We start from the raw sequence: 18479 nt of genomic DNA, 5'->3' as shown, positions 1-18479 counted from the left end.
AGTGGTCAGCATGCCGCGCTTCAAGGCTTATAACTACGATCAGAACGCCATTGTGGTGATCAACTACCAGGATCAGCTCCAGCCAGGCACCTTTGAGCACGCAGTTCACTATTTGATCGAGCACAAGCTCGACTTGTCCGTTTTCCATCCCAAGTACCGCAACGATGCGACCGGTCGGCTGGCCTATGATCCGGCTATCCTGCTTAAGATTATCCTGTTTGCTTACTCAAAAGGCATCACCTCCAGCCGTGAAATGCAGTGGAGCTGTGAGACCAATATTATTTTCAAAGCCCTTTCCTGCGATACCGTTCCCCACTTCACCACACTGGCAAGCTTCGTCAGTCGGCATGCCGATGAGATTGAAGCGTTGTTCGAACAAGTGCTGCTGGTGTGCCACGAACAAGGCTTGTTGGGCAACGAACTCTTTGCCATTGACGGCTGCAAGATGTCCTCAGATGCCTCTAAGGAGTGGTCTGGTACGTTCAAAGAGTTAGGCGAGAAGCGGGAGAAACTGAGAGGCCTGATTCGGCATCACTTAGTGGAACACTACGCGCGTGATGAAGCCGAAACGGAAGCCGATCTGGATCGGGATATCCGACGGGCCAAGACGATTCTCTCGCTAGATGCCGCCATGAACAAAGTGGGTTGTTTCCTAAAGACGCACGGCCCAAGGATGGGCCGCGGAAAGCGAATCAAGGAAGTGAAGAGCAACCTCACCGATAACGAAAGTGCCAAAATGACCACCAGCAAGGGCACGATTCAAGGCTATAACGGCGTAGCCACGGTGGATAAAAAACACCAGATCATCATTGACGCTCAGGCCTTTGGCGAAGGCCAGGAACACCACACTTTGCAGCCCGTACTGGAAACGGTCGAAGCCCGTTTTAAGAAGCTAGGGATTGCGGAAAACATCTACCAGAAAGGCACCGTCGTCACCGCGGATACAGGCTTTGCCAACGAAGCCAATATGAAGTATCTGCACGAACAGCAGATCAATGGCTACATCCCCGATAATCAGTTCCGCAGCCGAGATCCGAAGTTCGCCGACCAGAAAAACAAATACGGCAAGCGCCACCAGAACGTACCAGATAAAGGCTGGCGAGAGACGACGCCCGCCAGCGCGTTCCAGTTTGATCCGATAGAGCTAACGTGTATCTGTCCAACTGGCGAAAAATTGGCCTATAGAGGGCAACGGGAAACTGACAATGGCAAGATCCGGGTACACTTTGAAGGGCGCTTGCTGCAATGTCGGCACTGCCCAAAGAAATACCGATGCATGCAGAACCCGAGCTCTGCTGATCATCGCAAGGGTGCTGGTCGACAAGTGTCTTTTATTATCGAGAACAAACGCTTACCTAATTACACCGACTGGATGAAACACCGGGTGGATAGCCCGAAGGGCAAGGAAATCTACAGCCATCGCATGTCAGTCGTAGAGCCTGTCTTCGGCAACATTGGCACGACGAAAAGACTGAACCGCTTCAGCCTTCGGGGTAAGCAAAAGGTGCAAGGTCAGTGGCAACTCTACTGCTTGGTGCACAATATTGAGAAGTTAGCGAATTATGGTCATTTAGCCGCGTCATGAAGGGCGATGAGCGGGATAAGCCGCTACATAAGAGGCAAATAGTCCTCTTAACTGGCGTTAGGCGCGCACTTTAGTGGCTGAATGCCGATATTCATATTACCCAGCCAGATGACTGGCTGGGTAAATAAATTAGGATCACAGGTGGTGGAGATGGCCCAAAATCGGGTTTTTCTACAGCCTCGTTAGCTCGAATACAAAATATATCTGCGCCGTGTGCCTAGCATTGGTTTAAGACGAAATAGAGAAATGATGAATGTTTAGCTTTCTATCAAAAATGTTCGGCAATGGAAGAGGCACGGATGCCCAAGATTCTATGGGGTTGACGCGTATTGCCCAAAACTCGAATAGAGAGCCCGGTAGGCGGGAACCACCGAAGGAGCTCGATTGGTCCCAAGCCGCGTATGTCCCGCTGCCACCATCACCGCCTACCTGGGAAGTGGACGGGCGTGACGAGTTTCACCGCGAGAACAATGAACCATTGATTGGCCCTGTGTTTCAGGCTGGATTCAAGAGTCAATACACTAAGGTCGTGAAGCTCGCCGGTGATCTATCTCCAAAGCAACGGCAAAGACGAGTAGGGGAAGTTATAGCCAAAGCGTATGCCAAGCTGATTATACAGCGAGTGAAATCCGGGCAGCTAGCGGCGGCGGCAAAGCAATCTGTTGAAATGTTCGAGCGTGTCCCTGAGCATGTCAAGGACGTTGATCTACGTCGTTTCAATCGTATCTTAAAAGAGATGGATAAGTCGGGTAAGAAGCATGGTTACGAACCGGTAGATGTTGCAAGCCCCTCATCATTTCCGCTGTTTGAAGCATCGGAAGATGCCCCTTGGACGCTTGTGGGCGAGCGAAAGCTGAAGGGTGACGAGCGTCCAGATCCTGCCTTTACTATTGCTGCCATCGATTCCAGAGGGACCTGGTTGCTCGACCGTTCCGGGGCCAGTGCGGAACAAGCAGGGGTGAAGAGCGTACTTCGTAGAATGGATCGACATGGGGCCCTAGTTGGCGAAAAAGCTTTGTACCATGATGCCTATCGCACCGGAACCGGCGCCGCTGGTCCCGGTATAGCGATCATGGATTCCAACGGATTGCTCCACGCCTACGACGAGGAGTTGAACATCATAGTCGAATCAAATTTGTGCGAGGATTCCCGCGTCGTTGACCACTTCCGGGCCACCGACACAAATTACTGGGGTGAGTTTAAATCCCAGGTGCGAGCTGTGGATATTGCTCCTGAGGGGGATAGGTACCTTTTTACGTTAGCCGACGAGGCTTGGTGTTGCACCACCTCTGGCGAGGCAGTCTGGGGACTCGTTATGCCACTGAAGGAAGGTTGGAAGCGTGTCGTGGGGCGCAGCGAACGCTTTGGCGTGGCGCAAGAGGTTGAGGAGGCGCTAAAGCTTTTCGGGCTGTCTCTACCCGTTGATCCAACGGACATTAAGCGAAAGTACCGTAAGTTGGCGCAGGCTCACCACCCGGATCGCAATGCTGGGGATCCGTCTGCAACCGAGAAAATGAAAGCCTTGAACACTGCGTTCGAAACTTTGACCGGTGTCGATCCAAACACTCTTGAATACGAAGAATCTGATGTTACGTATTTTGCCCGGACGGATCCCGACTACGTTATGGAGGTCGAGGGCCTTCGACTCGAGATCACCATGACCGGAGGAGTACCTCAAGATTGGGTCTACGCGGGAAACTTTACTGATGTCGATGGTGGAGCCTATCTGGCTACATACTCGGGCAAAGTCATCCGAGTTTCTAGAGAGGGGCAGCCCGAGGTGGTGTACGACATTGGAACCTGCCCGAAGGAAATCGTTGATGTTGGCAGGCATACCTACTTCCTCACACCCACTCGATTATACATCATAGAAGATAGTACGAAGCTTGCAGCATTTCTCGACGTCTTTCAGCAGGGGCGGTTGTTGGTAACACAAGGTGGGTTTGGCTTGCTAACAGGAAAACAGCTCCAGTGGTTCACGCATGCCGGACTGAGAGCTGGTGAATTGACGACGAAAGACCCTATACGGGCAATTTACGCCACCGATAGTGGAATGGTTGTCCAAACTCGACAGCATCAAGTCGAAATTCAGGGGCTTTTGATGTGAAGCCCATGACGTCATGGCGAGGTCATTGGGGAGCTAACAACAGCGTTAGCCAAAACGATCCCCCTCCAATATGCAGCATTTTGAATTCGTGTTAGGTTTAACCTTATATATTTTTTAGTCGTAAAAGGTTGATATGGATTGTTTTGGTGACGATGCTAGAGAAAGAATGGTAAGACGGTACAACATAACTGCTGTTGCACATGTTAAGCTTCTTAATAATCAGCGAAAACATAGCTGTACAGGTCGTGTTTTGAAAGATAGCTATTATTATTTTGAATATAAAGGGAAAAAAGATAATAAGGACGTAGGCGCTTTTTACTGTGGTGTGCCAACCGCTAAGAAATTTTTAGCTCTCACAGGTGGAGATGATGTACCACGATTTAATCCACTAAAATCAGACTCATTGAGTATAGGTAGTAACTCGTTACATACAGGCAGTGCAACACGCAAAGTTGACCCTGCAACCAAACAACTTTTGAACGCCATCAATTTACTTGTTGTTTGTTGGGATACTGCTCCATATGGAAAGCTTGCAAAAATAAAGCAAGATCGCACTAAATATTCGTACAGACCACCATTTGATAGTGAAGTTGAATATGTAAATTTGGTCATAGGATATGACCATCAAGGACGTAACCTTCAGCAAATGATAGACAGCCTAAGATTGGACAACCCTAATCTAAAAAGCTATGACTTTGGTCTTTTAAATGCAGTTCTTAAGAGTACGGATGTTGAATCAAGTTTTGGCTAAAAAGGCATTTAAAAGTGATTCGCAACGCATGGCATTTTTACTATGCGTTGCGTTTAGTGTTTCAGGTGGTATGCGGCCGCATCGTTATTGCGTTGCTCACACCCTAATACGGCGCTATATCAGCACTACCTAAAAGACCGCTCCTGGCCGAAATAGGAATGCTCGTGCATAAGTGCTATCGACCCTGAGCAGACATTCTTGGAAATGTAGCAGGAGCGCGAATACTGGATACAGAGTAAAATTAATGCCTTTCATATACCTAGAACGGATTTTACAGGCGGCATTTATTGTATGAACGTGACAGGATTTTTGTTCAATCACAAGATAAAAAATCTAATGCTCTGCTAGAGGATAAGATGTCGACATTAAAGCTTGAGCCAACGTTGGTGGGGGTAGCCGGCGAGTACTTCGTTGCCGCCGAACTGTCCCTGAGAGGATATTTGGCCTCAATTACACTCCGAAATAGCCGCGGCATAGATATCATTGCTAGCAATTCAGAAGCATCAAAAACTGTTTCAATTCAAGTGAAGTCCAATAAAAGCGGCAAGGCCAGTTGGATTCTCAGCAAGAAGTCAGAATCATTTGTTGAGTCCAATCATTTTTATGTATTTGTGTCGCTAAAACCGCTGGGAAAGAGGCCTGATTACTTTATAGTCCATAGCTCTGATGTCGCAGAATATATCTCTACCAACCATTCGAAATGGCTTGCTGGAGCAAAGGCAGATGGATCGACTAGAAAAGATTCCAGTATGAGGGTTTTTGCTGATGCTGAGCATCGCTACAAAGAAAACTGGGAAGTCCTCGGCCTATGACCTTTAACAAGTCGCTCAAGTTCGTTCCGCAATTCGCGCTCCACCGGACACGGCTGACGATGTGCCGCTTAGCTTAGGCGTTAGACAGAGGAAATATTGTGCCTCGAACCCACGACAAGCATCACTTCTACAAGTACATGTCGGTCGAGACAGTCTTGAAAGTGATAGCAAACCAATCCCTGCGGTGGAGTAGTCCTCTCAAGTTCAATGACCCCTTCGACCATCAAATCGGCTTCACTTTTGAGTTTGGGGGACAGGAAATCGGACAGGCTGTGTACCGAGAGATGGAGCGAATAGTCTTCGGCGGAAAAAGCGAGTTCCAAGAAGTTTCGCGACTCACGCAACTTGCCCTCCACCTCCAGGGCATCGCAGACAGGCTCCCTAAAGACGCGATTATGGAAGATTTCGCGGAGGCGGCGCAGGAGGTCGCGGACAACTTCCCGTATCACGTTGCGAGGCTTCACGCCGCGATCCAAGATCAACTTACACACTCCCGCGTCCTCTGCATCAGCGAGAGAAACGACAACGTCGTGATGTGGTCGCACTATGCCGAGGAGCACAGAGGCGTTGTCCTCAAGCTGCGCTGCATCGATGAACTGGACAACACACTTTTGGCAGCTCGGCGAGTAGACTACTCAAAGCAATTCCCAATGTTTCCTTCCCTTGATCAGTATGTCCACCACCTGACGGGAGAGAAGCCACTGAATCTGATTGCTCTGAGCTGGGATATGGCCTTTACCAAACACTCGGACTGGGCATATGAAAAAGAGTGGCGTGTTCACATTCCGCTACTGAACGAACCTCCGGGCAATGGCTACACTCTCCTTAGTGAGCACCCCAGCATATTTGGTGCAGTTTACCTAGGTTGCCGCATGACCGAAGAGGACAAAGGACGGGTACTGGCGGCCGTTGAGGAACACATCCCCCATGCCCAAGCTTTCCAAGCCAAGAGAAGTGACACTTCGTTCGATATTGCATTCGAAGAAGTCTAACAACGACGTTGAGCGGACGGCGGAGAACATTGCGGCGCTTCGCGGTAACTTCGAGGCCGCTGCCGCTCGCGCCCAGCGTTAAACATCAGGACAATCTCATTGTCCGTTTTTGGCCGCAAACCGACACCATTAAAACTTTAAAATAGTTGTTGCTTACATGCTCACCTAACCCCACTCACCCTCATAACCTCCCTAGTCACCGCATCATTCAATATCCCGCGTTTGGCTTCTACCACCGTCAGCCAATCGCGGGCGCGGGTGATGCCGGTGTAGACCAGTTCGCGGGTGAGGATGGGGTTGGGTGTTTGTGGTAGCAGCAGGGCGGTGTGCTGAAACTCTGAGCCTTGGGATTTGTGTACCGTCATCGCGAATACGGTTTCTACCGCGTGCAGGCGGGAAGGCAGCACCCAGTGAATGGGGTTTTCTGCGTTACTGGTCGGAAAGGCGACGCGTAAAAGTGTCCTGCCGGGAGCGCGTGGATCTGGCACCGCCATTGTGATGCCGATATCGCCGTTCATCAGTTTCAGGCCGTAGTCGTTTTGGGTGACCAGCACCGGGCGGCCTTCGAACCAGCCTTTCTCTAGCGTGTGGTCGTTGCCGAACAGTAGCTTTTCACTGCGCAATGTTTTGGCGATGCGCAGGTTTAAGCCTTCTACTCCCCATGGGCCTTTGCGTAGCGCGCACAGCAGCTGAAAGCGGCTGTAGGCGGTCAGTACTTGTTTTGCCCAGGCATTGTAAACTTCGCCGTTCTCTTCAAATGCTAGCGATGTATCAGGCCTTTCACTCGCTAGGGTATTCAGGTAGTACTGGTAGCCGGTTGGCGGTGCCATTGGCTCGCCCTTGAAATTGGTGCGGCCTTCGCCTGCGTGGGGAAAACGTTCCGGGCTGCCGTTGATCACTAGGCGCTCCAGGGCGCTGTCTTCGTTTTGCGCATCTGGCTTTAACACCAAGTGGTGCAGGTCGGCATAGCCATTATTCAGTACGCCATGCACGGCTTGGTGTTTATCCCGTTCCCGCAATGCTTCACTTAGCGGCTGGTTAATCGCCTGGGCGAGCTGGCCGATGCCGCTTGTTTCAGTAAAGCGGTGGCTTACCCGCAGCATGGTAATGGCTTGGTCCAGCGGTTGGCCGTCGGGGTCGATTAATTCATCCGGAAGCGGGTGGCCGGTAAGTTCGGCCAGCCACTGCGCCGTGGCGGGTGTGTAGTGGGCGGCGTCGGCGCGGCGGCACAGGTCGCCGAGCACGGCGCCTGCTTCCACGGATGCTAGCTGGTCTTTATCCCCCAGCAGCACCAGCTTGGCGCTGGCGGGTAGGGCGCTGAGCAGCGCCGTCATCATTTCGATATCCACCATCGAGGCTTCATCCACCACCAGCACATCCAGCGCCAGCGGGTTGGCGGCGTTGTGGCGGAAGTGGCGGGTGTCGGCGCGTGCGCCAAGTAGCCTGTGGATTGTGGTCACTTCCGTCGGAATGCCTATTGCGTTCGATGAGGAAGCGGCTGAGTGCTCATCTAATAGCGATTCCAACTCGCTAAGGGGTAAGTCTTTCACCTGCCCAGCGATGGATTCATTTAGCCGTGCGGCGGCTTTGCCGGTGGGGGCGGCTAGGCGAATGCGCAGCGGGTGGTCGTTGGGTTCTGCCAGTTGCAGCGTTTGCAGCAGGGCTAGCAGGCGTACCACGGTGGTAGTTTTGCCGGTGCCGGGGCCGCCGGTGATGATTGCGAACGGGCTACGGGCTGCGAGGGCGCAAGCGTTCTTTTGCCAATCCAGGCTGTCTCTGGCGGGGAATAGCGTATCTAACGCGCTTTTGAGTAGCGGGCTATCCGCCGAGCTATCCACGTTAAGCCGGTTGGCGATTTCCTGGTGTAGGGTTTGCTCGAACTGCCAGTATCGGCGCAGGTAGAGTTTGCTGGTGTTGCCGCTGTGGCTCACCACCAGCGGCGTATTGCCGGGGCCGTCGCTGATCAGCGTGGGGTGGCTGAGCGCGGCCTGCCATTCGGGCAGCGTTAGCGTGACCAGCACATGGCTGGGCAGCGGCGGCGGGTCGTTTAGGTCGTCGCCTTCTGGCGGTAGCGAAAGGGCAAAATCCGGGGCTTCCAGGGTGGCGGCTAAATCCAGGCACACGTGGCCGCGGCCAAGCTGGTGGCTTGCTAGCGCCGCCCCTAGCAGCAATAACGGCGGGGCGTTCTGGCTTTCGCGTTCAAAAAAGCGTACCAGCGCTAGGTCTAAATCCCGCAACCAGCCACGGGAAACCCAGCGCTCACACAGCTGTAGCAGCGCGGCGGTATCGCTTAGCGCGGGATGTGGCACCTCGGCACTGGTGGCTGATTCTGTCGATACTGCTGCCGGTGCCGTTGAGTCAGCCGGAACGGGCGGTGCGTCATCGGCAAACAGGTCGAAATTCATAGAGCCCGCCTCGCGCTTACTCATACGACCGCCTCCTGATGGGTGGCTGCGGTATCTGCCGCTGTGCCTGCAAATAAGTGGTCCAGCGCTTCAATCATCGCGACCGGGGCGGGCACGGCGTGTACCCCGCGGGCGGCGGTACGGCTGCCGCGTAGAAATACGGTCATTGACCCGCCCAAATGTTGGTGCGGGTCGTAGTTGGGCAGGCGCGCTTTGAGCAGGCGGTGCAGCGCGAGCAGGTAGAGTGCCGCTTGCAGGTCGTAGCGCTTTTCGAGCATGGCGCTGCGCAGGGCATCAAAGGTGTAGGCGCTGTCGTCGCTGCCCAGGTAGTTGGACTTCCAGTCGAGCACATAGAAGCGACCTTCATGCTCAAACGTGAGATCGATGAAGCCTTTCAGCATGCCGTTGAGCGTGTCGGCATCCAGCGCGGGGCGTGATACTCCGGGCAGTAAGTGATTGCTTACCAGCTCATCCAACTTGCGTGTTCCCACCTGATGGGCGGCAAACCAGAACTCCAGCTCTACCTGATAGCTTTCAAGTTCACTTAGCGCGACGTGGCTGCTATGGCTGGGCTGTGACAGGGTCTGTGACAAGGGCTGTGAAAGTGCCAGGGGTGTTGGCAGAGGCAGCTGCGTTGAAAGTAACTCTTCAAACCAGCCCGCCAGGGTGTCGTGCCATGTCTGCCAGCCGCGTAGCTGCACGCGGCGGCGCAGCATATCTTCCCGTGCGGCGGGATCTGCCAAGGCGTGTTGAAAGCCTAGCTGACCCGCCCACTCTAAAAGCCCGTGCAGAAAGGTGCCGGGGCCAGGGCCTCGGGGAAAGCGGTGTAAGTGAAACGCTTCGGTATTGATGGCATTGTCGTGAGGTTCATCCAGCACTTCCAGGGTGGTGGCTTCCTGGGGCGTGGTGGGTTCGGGCGTCGGCATCAATGGTGTTATGGCCCCCGAGGTGCGCAGGGCCGAGTAGCTGGCGATCCACCACTGTTCCCGTGCGGGGCGCAGCGGGGTGCGGGCGTGGCCCAGCGCTTGCTGTTCCGGCGCGGGGGTAAAGCGTAATGCAGTGGGCTCCGGCGCGGCGCTTAGTTCGATATTGCTGCCTGCCACCAGTTCGCCTAGCGCTTGAGTAAATGCGCTGGGGTCGATGGCTTTCCCGCCGTTGATGAGATGGCCGATGGCGCTGTTCTCACTGCCTTTAAGCGGCGCCAGCCCCAGCCAGGTAGCATGGCGGGCGCGTGTGAGCGCGACGTAGAGCTTGCGCAGGTCTTCGCCGAGGCGTTCGCGGTCGGCGGTGGCCAGGGTTGCTTCATCGGCGCTTAGGCTGAGTTGCAGCCTGCCTTCGCTGTCGTGCCAGCGCAGCGGCAGGTCGCTGTCGCTGACCGGGCGGTGGTTGGCGATAAACGGCAGAAACACCAGCGGGTACTCAAGTCCCTTGGATTTGTGAATGGTCACGACCTTGACCAGATCGGCGTCGCTCTCCAGGCGCAGCTTGTGGCTGTCGCCGTGGCTGTCCGGGTCGGCAATCGCCTCGGCTAGAAAGCGAATCAGCGCGTGTTCGCCATCCAGTTCCTGGCTGGCGTGCTGCAGCATTTCGCCCAGGTGGAGCAGGTCGGTTAGCAAACGCTCACCCTCGGCGAATTCACCCAGCAGCCGAGCGGCGATATCAAAATCGACCATCAATCGGCGTACCAGCGGGAGCACGCCTTGGCGCTGCCACAGGCGGTGGTAGTCGCTGAACTGCTCAACCCGCGCTTCCCAGGCCAGCTCGCTCTGGTTGAGGTGGTCGAGCTCTTCAAGGCTGAGCCCGATCACCGGCGTTGCCAGGGCGGCGCGCAGTTTGGCTTCCGCTTGGCGGGAGTTGGCCTGGGGCTCGGCGCAGGCGCGTAGCCAAATGGCTAGCTGCGGGGCGATGGGGGAGCTAAACACCTTGTCGTGATCGGAAAGGTAAACACTCTTGATGCCCCGGCTGGCCATGGCCAAACGAATCGCCCGCGCTTCCTGCAGGCCGTTGACCAGAACGGCCATATCCGAGGGGGCCAGCGGAGTGAGTATTTGCTCTCCGCTTCTCACACTGCTATCGCCCGTCGCACTGTTGTCGACCGCTTTCGCAAAGCCCGCTTGCTGTTTGCGGCCTGCTGCCAGTAGCGCGGCCATGTGCGAGGCGCAGCGCTCGGCCATCTCGGTTTGATAGGCGGTTTTGGAGAGCGGCTCGTCGCTTTCAAGGGGCCACAGGGTCATCGCGGGTAGCGGATGGCCGTTGAGCACCAGCGTGTCCTTGGTGCCTTTGGCGTTGACGGGGTTAAACGGCAGCGGGTTGTTGCCACCATCAGCGCGGAATAAAAAGGCCCCGGCGTGATGTTGATCAGCGTAACTAAAGCAGTGATTGACCGCAGCGACCATGGTCAGGCTGGAGCGAAAGTTGGTGCCCAGCGTGACGTGGCGGCCATCGGTGTCGTGGCGGGCCTGCAGGTAGGTGAAGATATCCGCGCCGCGAAAGGCGTAGATGGCCTGCTTGGGGTCGCCAATCAGCAGAATGGCGCTGTCACGGCGGGGCGTTGCGACGTCATATACGGCGTTGAAGATGCGGTACTGAATTGGGTCGGTGTCTTGGAACTCGTCGATCAACGCGACGGGGAACTGGCGCTTGATCTGTGCGGCTAACGCTTCTTTGTTGGGGCCTTGCAGGGCGCGGTCTAAATGGGTAAGCAGGTCGTTGGGGCCCATCTCGGCGCGGCGTTCCTGCTCGCGCTCCAGACGGGCGCGACACCACTGCACGGCGTGAATCAGCAGGTCGTTGCGTGGCTCGGGCAGGGCATCTAACGCTTGCGGTAGCAGCGCCAGCGCGTCCCACACCTGGGGGCAAGGCGGTGCGCCCTCCTTCCAGATATCGGCCATGCCTTCGGGCGTCATGCGTTTCCAGGCGGCGTCGGTAAGCGCAGGGCGGTCCAGGTCGCTTTCGCTCCACTCGCGCAGTGCGCCTAGCCAGTTGGTGCGGCTTTTGGCGTTGAAGCTTTGGCCTTTAAAGGCTTTATTTTTGGCCGCGTCTTCCAGGGCGGGCACTAGCTCGTCTAGCCAAGCGGGCCAGGGCGCTTTGAGTTCGTTGAGCTGGGCGGTGCGTTCGGCCTGGGTGGCAGCCAGTGTCTCGCGGGGCTGGGGCTTTGCGCCGCCCAGCGCTTCGCTTTCAGGCAATAGCCGCTGCAGGAGAGCATGCAGATCATCGGGCGATTTCCAGTAGCGGGTGACAATGCCGAGGGCGTCGCTGTCCAGCGGGTAGTAGAAGCTGCGCCAGTAGTCGCGCACCACTTCTTGTTCCAGCTCGCGCTGGTCGTTCTCTAAATTGAGCGAGAACAGGCTGCCGCTGTCGAAGGCGTGTTCGCGCAGCATGCGGTAGCACCAGCTGTGGATGGTGGAAACCGCGGCTTCGTCCATCCATTCGGCGGCCAGCGCCAGGCGCCGCGAACAGGCGGGCCAACTGGCGGGGTCGTATTGGTCGCGGAGTTCTAGCAGAAGCTCATCGCTTGCCTGCCCATCATCGCGAAACACTTCCGCCGCTTCTACCAGCCGGTTGCGGATACGTTCGCGTAGCTCTTGGGTGGCAGCGTTGGTGAAGGTGACTACCAGGATTTCCGGCGGGGTGAGCGGGCGGATAAAGGCGGTGTCGTCGTCAACGCTGTGGCCGCCGAGCACCAGCCGCACGTAAAGCAGCGCGATGGTGAACGTTTTGCCGGTGCCTGCGCTGGCTTCTATCAGCCGGCTGCCGTGAAGCGGGAGCGTAAGCGGGTTAAGCGGTGTAACGCTGTTGGTTGACGGCAGTTGGCTCATGCGGCACCTCCTTTAATGGATCGATGCAGTGGCGCATAAAGCATCTCAGTCAGTGTCGCAAAGCAGTGGCCGTTATTGTTCTCGTTAAACATGCTTTCGAAGCTTGGCCATTGGTGGGCGAGGTAGGCGCTTTGGGCAACTTCGCCGGCCTGAAAACGCCCGCCTTCATAGGCCGTTTCAGCGGCGGCGTAGGCGTCGCTTGCGGGGTCAGATTCTGGCGTGCCCTGTTTGGCTAGCCAGGCAAACGCGGCCTGTGGGGCGAGCGGTAGCGGAGCCTGCATGCCATCGCGCCAGGCGTTGAGCATGTTGTGTAATTGGTAGCGGGCATTCTCGGCCTCTAAAGGCTCCAGCCGCACATGGCCGGCTTTGGAGAGCAGCTGTGTGGTCATCGGGCGCTCGGCATTACCCGCTAGGTGGGCGACCCAGGGCCGTAGCAGGTGCTGCCAGCGGTACTGACCACGGCCGCGCCCTTGGCTGACCAGGCTGCTACTGAGCAGTAATAGGCGGCAGCGGTTGCCCTCGCTATCTTCTCGTAACTCGCCTAGCCAGTCTTCCAGCGTTACCTTACCTTCGACGCTTTCAATAACTTGTTCTTCAACTGCTTGTTCTTCAACAACTCGTTCTTCAACAGCTTGTTCTTCAACAACATGCACGGCCTGGGGCGCCGTCACTATGTGGGGCCACTCTTGTAGCGCGTCTTCGTAGGCGCCAAACAGTGCCTCCATCGGCTCCGCCAGCGCTTCGCGCATGCGTTCACCAAAGGCACCCACGGCGAGCACGCCTTGGCCTTTGAAGCGTTCAAGCGCCGCGTGTAGTGCTTCGATGCGCGGCAGACCGTTATCGATTGCATGGCGCTGAGCGGCGATTAGCTGGTCCTGTAGCTGCCAGTTCTGTAGCCCGTCTAGGGTGAAGGGTTCTACATCGAGCTGGGCGAGTTCTTCCTGCTCAAAATAAACGCCCAGGCGAATATTGAAAAATGCTTTGGCCGGTTCACGCAGAAAGCTGCCCAGCTGGGCTAGATTTATGGAAGCCGGTTGTTCGCTATAGGCCTCAAACCGTGATGGTTTTGCGCTTGATTCGACCTTCCGTGGAGCGTGTAACGCGTGCCACTCATGGGCGTATGTGAAGAGCCGTGCCTGAGCGGGTGAGTCGTTGGTTTGCGCGGTGAAATAGCGACGGCTGAACGGCTGAAGCGGGTGCTCTGTGGTTAAGGCATCGAGCAGCGGTTCACCGCTTTGCGTGTGCCAGCCTGCTGCAAGGTGGTCGCGCAGTTGGCCGACCAGCACCGAAGGCGGCATCGGGTTGTTATCGATCAGGCTGCGGCCTACCCAGCTAATGTAGAGCTGCTGGCGGGCAGAGAGCAGCGCTTCCAAAAACAGGTAGCGATCGTCTTCCCGGCGTGAGCGGTCGCCGGGGCGGTAGTCGTTGCCCATCAGGTCAAAATCCAACGGTGGCTGCGAACGTGGGTATTCGCCGTCGTTCATGCCCAGTAAACAGACGTGTTTGAACGGTATCGCGCGCATCGGCATTAGCGTGGCGAAGTTGACCGCCCCGGCTAAAAAGCGCTGAGACAGGCTATGTTCGTCGATTTGCCCCAGCCAGTGTTCGCGGACCATGGAAAGCGGTAGGGGATCAAAAAGCTGGGCCTCGTCGGTACTGTCCAACAGCTGCTGCAGCGCGGTTTCCAGCTTGGTGAGCATCACGCTCTCTTGAGCATCGTCGGTCACAAAGTAAGTTTCCAACAGCTCGCGCAGCCGCGCCACCCAGGTGGCGGTGTCGGTGGGCTGGCAGAACGTTTCCCAGGTGTTTTCCAGGCGCTCTAGCAGCGTGGCCAGCGGGCCCGCTAGCGACGCTTCCAGCCCGCCAATGTCGTCAAACGGCTCAATGCCTTGCCAGGCGTCGGCGTCACCAATGGCGTAGCCCAGCAGCAGGCGGCGCAGGCCAAATGCCCAGGTGTTCTGGGTCAGCCCTTCAGGTAAATCCAGCCGAGTGCGCTGCTCGGCATTGAGCCCCCAGCGAATGCCCGCACCTTCAATCCAGCGGCTCAGCGTAGGCAGGCCGTGCTCATCAATGCCAAAACGGGCGCGCAGCGCGGGGACTTCTAAAAGGTCTAAAAGATCGCTTACCGAAAGGCGCAGCTCGGGCAGGCGCAGCAGTTTTTCCAGCGCGATCATCAATGGCAGCCGGTGGCGGCTAGCCTGATCCGACAGCGTGTAGGGAATGTAGCGCGGGTCGTCACTTTGCAGCTGGCCAAACACGGCTGCAATGTGCGGCGCGTAGCGGTCGATATCCGGCACCATCACGATGATGTCGCGTGGGCGAAGGTCGGGATCGGCGCTGAACGCGGCAAGCAGCTGGTCGTGGAGGATTTCCACTTCACGCTGAGGGCCGTGGGCAATATGAAACACGATGGAATCGTCGCTGGCCGCATCTAATGCGGGCCAGTGGGTTTGGGTTTCGGCGACGGGGCGCAGCTCGCGGATGTCGTCCTGGAGTTGGCTGAGCAGGCAGTTGCGTTCTTCGCCGCTAAACGGCTCAAACATATCGATTCGCAGCGCCTGCTGCTCAAACAGGGTTTGGTAGTTGCCTGAATCGTCGTGCTCATCAAGCAGGCGTAAGTAGTCGCGGCCCTGTTTGCCCCAGGCGGCCAGCAGCGGTTGGGCGTGCAGATGCAGGGCATCAATGCCATCACCGGTACCCAGTACATCCAGCGCGTCGGGCATGCCCGCCTTACGCTGCTGGCGATAGCGGCTGGCGCGCAGCAGGTCTTTGTGCTCGATGATATCCGCCCAGTAGTACTGGCAGGGGTTGTGCACGCAGAGCACAATTTGGCAGCAGCGTGACAGTGCCGCCAAGGCTTCCAAAGTCTGTTGCGGCAGCGATGAAATGCCAAAAATGATCAGCCGCCGGGGTAGGCCGGGCGGGCATGGCTGGCCTTCTAGCTGCTCAGCGGCGATTAAAAACCGGCTGTGCACCTGGGCGCGGCTGCTGTTAAGGCCCGCAGCACCTTGTGTGTTGGCCACATCGTCGCGTAGCGCTCGCCATAGTGCCGGCTGCCACTGCTGATGCGCTTCCAGCGGGCGCGCCTCACCGCGGGCGGTAATCAATACATCGTTGCCCTTCGCCCAGGCGTCCAGCCAATCTGCGCGGTAGACCTGATACTGATCAAATAGATCGGCCAGCCGCTCGGCCAGCTGGTAGTGCTTGCGCTGGTCGCGATCGACCTCTAAAAAACGTGCCAGCGGCGCAAAGGTTTCTTGCTTAGCAAGGCTGGGTAGCAGGCGCAGTAAGCGCCAAATCAAGCGCGATTTATCAAACGGCGATGTTTCGGGAACGGCCTGTTCGTCTTCGGTTAGATGCGTCAGCACCGTGCGGTAGGCTTGCCATAAAAAACGCGCGGGCAGGGTGACATTAAGCGCGGCGGCAATACCTGCGCCACCTTGCGCGGGGTCTTCAGCGAGCGCCAGTTTCAGCCATTGCCCGATACCGTTGCTCTGTACCAAGATGGTTTCATTTTCCAACGGCGCTAACGGGTGCCTGCGCATCCACTCCACCGCCAAGCCACGCAGGTCTTCAAGACGATTGGCATGCACCACCATAAAGCCTGGCGCTAACGGCGTTTGTGAGAGCAGAGGGTTTACAGGCATGCACGATAGTCCTTAATGAATGATTCCTTGACGGCAGTGGCGATGGGCATAGCGCTATGGTGCCATATGTTAATCATCTTGCGGGATACGAAATATATCGCCAAGCTATACGGATACCGTGAGCAAAGCTAAGAGAGATCAACAATGACTGAGTCATCCCAACATTCCCGTCGCCACTCTTCTCTAGTGGTCGATGGTCCAGGTAAAGCTGCTAGCCGCGCCATGCTGCGGGCGGTGGGCTTTAATGATGATGATTTTAAGAAACCCCAAGTAGGTATTGCTTCCACCTGGAGCATGGTGACCCCGTGTAACAGCCATATTGGTGAGTTGGCCGATTTCGCCCGCGATGGCGCGGATGCCGGCGGTGGTAAAGGCGTGATTTTCAATACCATCACTATCTCTGATGGCATTGCGAATGGCACCGAAGGTATGAAGTACTCGCTGGTATCCCGTGAAGTCATTGCGGATTCCATCGAAACGGTGGCTGGCTGTGAAGGCTTTGATGGCCTGGTGGCAATTGGCGGCTGCGATAAAAACATGCCGGGCTGCATGATGGGCTTGGCGCGTTTGAATCGCCCCAGCGTATTTGTTTACGGCGGCACCATCATGCCGGGCAAAGGCCACACCGATATCGTCTCAGTGTTCGAGGCTATGGGTGCGCACTCCCGCGGCGATATCGATCTGATCGAATTAAAGAATATCGAAGAAACTGCTATTCCTGGCCCCGGCTCCTGTGGCGGTATGTATACCGCTAACACCATGGCCTCCGCGATTGAAGCACTAGGCATGAGCCTGCCGGGTAGCTCAGCGCAGAACGCTATCTCTCAAGAGAAGCGTGATGACTGTAAAGCGGCGGGTGAAGCGGTGCTGGCGCTGCTAGAAGCCGATATTAAGCCTTCCGATATCATGACTCGCGAGGCGTTCGAGAACGCCATTACGGTCACTATCGCGCTGGGTGGTTCTACCAATGCGGTGCTGCACTTGATTGGTATGGCGCGCACCATTGGTGTTGAGCTGACGCTTTCTGACTTTACCGAGATTGGTAAGCGCGTGCCGGTACTGGCTGATCTGCGCCCTAGCGGCCATTACATGATGAGCGAGCTGGTGGCGATTGGTGGCATTCAGCCAATGATGAAAGTATTGCTGGACGCAGGCTTGCTGCACGGTAACTGCATGACCGTCACCGGCAAAACTCTGGCAGAGAACTTGGCAAATGTTGCGCCTTACCCCGCTGAGCCGCCGATCATCGCGTCGCTTGATAAGCCGGTTAAAGCAGAAAGCCATTTGCGTATGCTTTACGGCAACTTGGCGCCAGAAGGGGCCGTTGCGAAAATCACTGGTAAGGAAGGTACGCGCTTTTCTGGCTCCGCGCGGGTATTTGGCTCTGAGGAAGAAGCTCAGGCACGCATTAATGACGGCACCGTCGTGGCTGGCGACGTTGTGGTTATTCGCTACGAAGGCCCGAGAGGTGGCCCGGGTATGCGCGAAATGCTCACGCCTACATCGGCCATTATGGGCCGCGGCCTGGGTAACGACGTTGCGCTAATTACCGACGGACGTTTCTCGGGTGGCAGCCACGGCTTTGTGGTTGGGCATGTGTCGCCGGAAGCGTTCGACGGTGGCCCGCTGGCGCTGGTCGAAAATGGTGACACCATTACGATTGATGCCCAGGCGGACACCATTGACGTTGATTTGTCAGACGAAGAGCTAGCTCGCCGTCGCGCGGGGTGGCAGCAGCCTGAACCCCGCTATACCCGTGGCGTGCTGGCGAAATATGCGCGTTTGGTTAGCTCGGCCAGCACCGGCGCGGTAACCGACCAAGAGTAAATCGACGTAATAATCGCGTTGTCATGAAGCGGTAAAGCGCAAGGCTGAATATCAAAGCCTTGCGCTTTTTTATGGGTATAAAGTAGAAAAAATCATGGCAGGTATGCGAATCGGTGCAGCTATTGAGTGGGTTTTTAAATGCGAGAGGATAAATATTTGATCAGACCGCCGGGAGGCGGCCTGTGGAAGAAAGCGCGATGAGAAAGCAGAAGAATACTGCTAAGGCGCCTCCAGCTCTAAGGTGCGACGCAGGGCGAGGAGTTCATCCACGCACAGATGCTCAAGCCTTCCGGCGAGCAAGTCGCTAATTTTTTGAACGGGAAGTCCTGCCCGACGGGCAATGTCTCGACTTCCTAGGTCTGATACTGCGATCAGACGCGTGATAATACGCATTAAGCGCGTACGTTTTTCTAGTTCCCTGACATCGAGGTCAGGGCTGCTTCGCGGGGGATCAACCTGTTCCGCTGTGGCAGTTGCGCGTGCCGTGCTCATGTGGCTCCATTAGTCTGAAATGACAAACACACAATGCCGCCAA

Annotated in this window: 10 protein-coding genes; 6 read left to right on the top strand and 4 right to left on the bottom strand. The window is 56.3% G+C overall.

The annotated features are described in order from the left end of the window. The first annotated feature begins 10 nt into the window (after window positions 1-10). The 5 genes from ACT3TR_RS10065 to ACT3TR_RS10045 all read left to right on the top strand — a co-directional run bounded on the left by ACT3TR_RS10065 (window position 11) and on the right by ACT3TR_RS10045 (window position 6247). The gene (locus ACT3TR_RS10065) at window positions 11-1585 is read left to right on the top strand and encodes a transposase (protein ID WP_444625302.1); all 1575 of its coding nucleotides are present in this window, start codon (window positions 11-13) and stop codon (window positions 1583-1585) included. Between the two features lie 253 nt (window positions 1586-1838). Further along, a complete protein-coding gene (locus ACT3TR_RS10060) occupies window positions 1839-3692 on the top strand; it encodes a J domain-containing protein (RefSeq protein WP_444625303.1) in 1854 nt (617 codons plus the stop codon). Window positions 3693-3825: 133 nt separating this feature from the next. Beyond that, window positions 3826-4443, top strand: coding sequence for a hypothetical protein (locus ACT3TR_RS10055; protein WP_444625304.1), 618 nt, complete (start codon window positions 3826-3828; stop codon window positions 4441-4443). A 287-nt stretch (window positions 4444-4730) separates the two neighbouring features. Then, a complete protein-coding gene (locus ACT3TR_RS10050; RefSeq protein WP_444625305.1) occupies window positions 4731-5255 on the top strand; it encodes a hypothetical protein in 525 nt (174 codons plus the stop codon). Between the two features lie 98 nt (window positions 5256-5353). Further along, window positions 5354-6247, top strand: a complete 894-nt coding sequence (locus ACT3TR_RS10045; RefSeq protein WP_444625306.1) for a DUF2971 domain-containing protein — start codon at window positions 5354-5356, stop codon at window positions 6245-6247. A 161-nt stretch (window positions 6248-6408) separates the two neighbouring features. Here the strand turns inward: ACT3TR_RS10045 and recD are convergent, their stop codons facing one another. Genes recD through recC form a run of 3 tightly spaced genes read right to left on the bottom strand, consistent with a single transcriptional unit; the run spans window position 6409 to window position 16117 of the window. Beyond that, entirely contained in the window at window positions 6409-8676 is a 2268-nt protein-coding gene (gene recD / locus ACT3TR_RS10040; protein ID WP_444625307.1) for an exodeoxyribonuclease V subunit alpha, read from the bottom strand. Next, window positions 8673-12470, bottom strand: coding sequence for an exodeoxyribonuclease V subunit beta (recB, locus tag ACT3TR_RS10035; protein WP_444625308.1), 3798 nt, complete (start codon window positions 12468-12470; stop codon window positions 8673-8675). Before recB ends, recD begins: the two co-directional genes overlap by 4 nt. Then, window positions 12467-16117, bottom strand: coding sequence for an exodeoxyribonuclease V subunit gamma (gene recC, locus ACT3TR_RS10030; protein ID WP_444625309.1), 3651 nt, complete (start codon window positions 16115-16117; stop codon window positions 12467-12469). Before recC ends, recB begins: the two co-directional genes overlap by 4 nt. A gap of 144 nt (window positions 16118-16261) precedes the next feature. Between recC and ilvD the strand changes: the two genes are divergently transcribed. Then, window positions 16262-17944: a dihydroxy-acid dehydratase gene (gene ilvD / locus ACT3TR_RS10025; protein ID WP_444625310.1), complete on the top strand. Its 1683-nt coding sequence runs from the start codon at window positions 16262-16264 to the stop codon at window positions 17942-17944. Between the two features lie 219 nt (window positions 17945-18163). On the opposite strand, the gene ACT3TR_RS10020 is transcribed toward ilvD, so the two are convergent. Then, window positions 18164-18436: an XRE family transcriptional regulator gene (locus tag ACT3TR_RS10020; protein ID WP_096278901.1), complete on the bottom strand. Its 273-nt coding sequence runs from the start codon at window positions 18434-18436 to the stop codon at window positions 18164-18166. Between the last annotated feature and the right edge of the window lie 43 nt (window positions 18437-18479).

This window comes from Halomonas sp. AOP12-B1-6, assembly GCF_052379225.1.
Taxonomy (GTDB): Bacteria; Pseudomonadota; Gammaproteobacteria; order Pseudomonadales; family Halomonadaceae; genus Vreelandella; species Vreelandella casei.
The sequence above is the reverse complement of the archived record's forward strand: the minus strand, read 5'-3'. Positions and strand labels throughout refer to the sequence as shown.